This window comes from Candidatus Halobonum tyrrellensis G22, assembly GCF_000495475.1.
GTDB classification, from domain to species: domain Archaea; phylum Halobacteriota; class Halobacteria; order Halobacteriales; family Haloferacaceae; genus Halobonum; species Halobonum tyrrellense.
Window position 1 is genome coordinate 1 of sequence record NZ_ASGZ01000003.1, and the last position, 998, is coordinate 998.

General features: G+C 66.7%; 1 protein-coding gene. It reads right to left on the reverse strand.

Going from position 1 to position 998, the window contains the following annotated elements:
- Window positions 1-991: aldehyde dehydrogenase family protein (locus K933_RS01485; RefSeq protein ID WP_049947469.1), on the reverse strand; the 991-nt coding region annotated here is incomplete at its 3' end.
- Window positions 992-998 lie beyond the last annotated feature (7 nt).

Genomic DNA, 998 nt, shown 5'->3' on the forward strand with positions numbered 1-998 from the left:
CGAGTTCGTCCTGGCTCACCTGCGGACCCATCTCGTGGTCGTTGCCCGGCCCGATGTCGATCGACTCCGCCTCCTCGACCAACGCGTCGACGAACTCGTCGTAGTTCGACTCGTGAACCACCGCGCGAGAGCAGGCCGTACACGACTGGCCCGTCGTCCCGAACCCGCCCGAAGCGACGATCTCCGCCGCTTCCTCGGGGTCGGCGCTCTCGGCGACGATGGTGGGGTTCTTCCCGCCCAGTTCCGTCTGGACGCGCTTGCCCGCGTCGGTGGCGTCGTCGTACACCATCTCCCCCACCTGACTGCTGCCGGTGAACGACACCGCGTCGATCGCGTCGTTGTTGATGAACTCGTCACCCACCGTACTCCCGGGACCCGTCACCACGTTCAGGACGCCGTCGGGGAGCCCCGCCTCGTCGAGCGCTTTCGCGATCTCGAGAACGACACCGGGCGCCATCGAGGCGGGCTTGATCACCACGCTGTTGCCCGCGGTGAGCGCGGGTGCGATCTTCCAAGCGGGGATCGCGATGGGGTAGTTCCACGGGGTGATGAGACCGGCGACGCCGACCGGCTCTTTCCGCGTGTAGAGGTTCTTGTTCCGCGCGCTCGGCGCTTTCACGGTGCCCTTCAGGTCGGAGGCTTTCCCCGAGAAGTAGTGGAAGATGTCGATCGCACGCTGGACTTCGCCGCTCGCTTCCCCGCGTGCTTTGCCCTCCTCGGCGACGAGCAGGTCGGTGACCTCCTCCTTGCGGTCTTCGAGGATGGACCCGGCCTTCCGGAGGATGGTGCCGCGGTTGGGTCCGGGGGTCTTCTCCCACTCGGCTTGGGCGGCGGCGGCGGCCTCGACGGCCTGTTGGGCGTCTTCTTTGCTCGACTCCTGATAGGTGTTGACGGTTTCGCTGGGGTCGGCGGGGTCGTTGACCTCGAAGGTCTCGCCGGTCTCCGACTCCGTCCAACTCCCGTCGACGTAGTTCCGCTGTGTGTCTGGCATCGCGTGT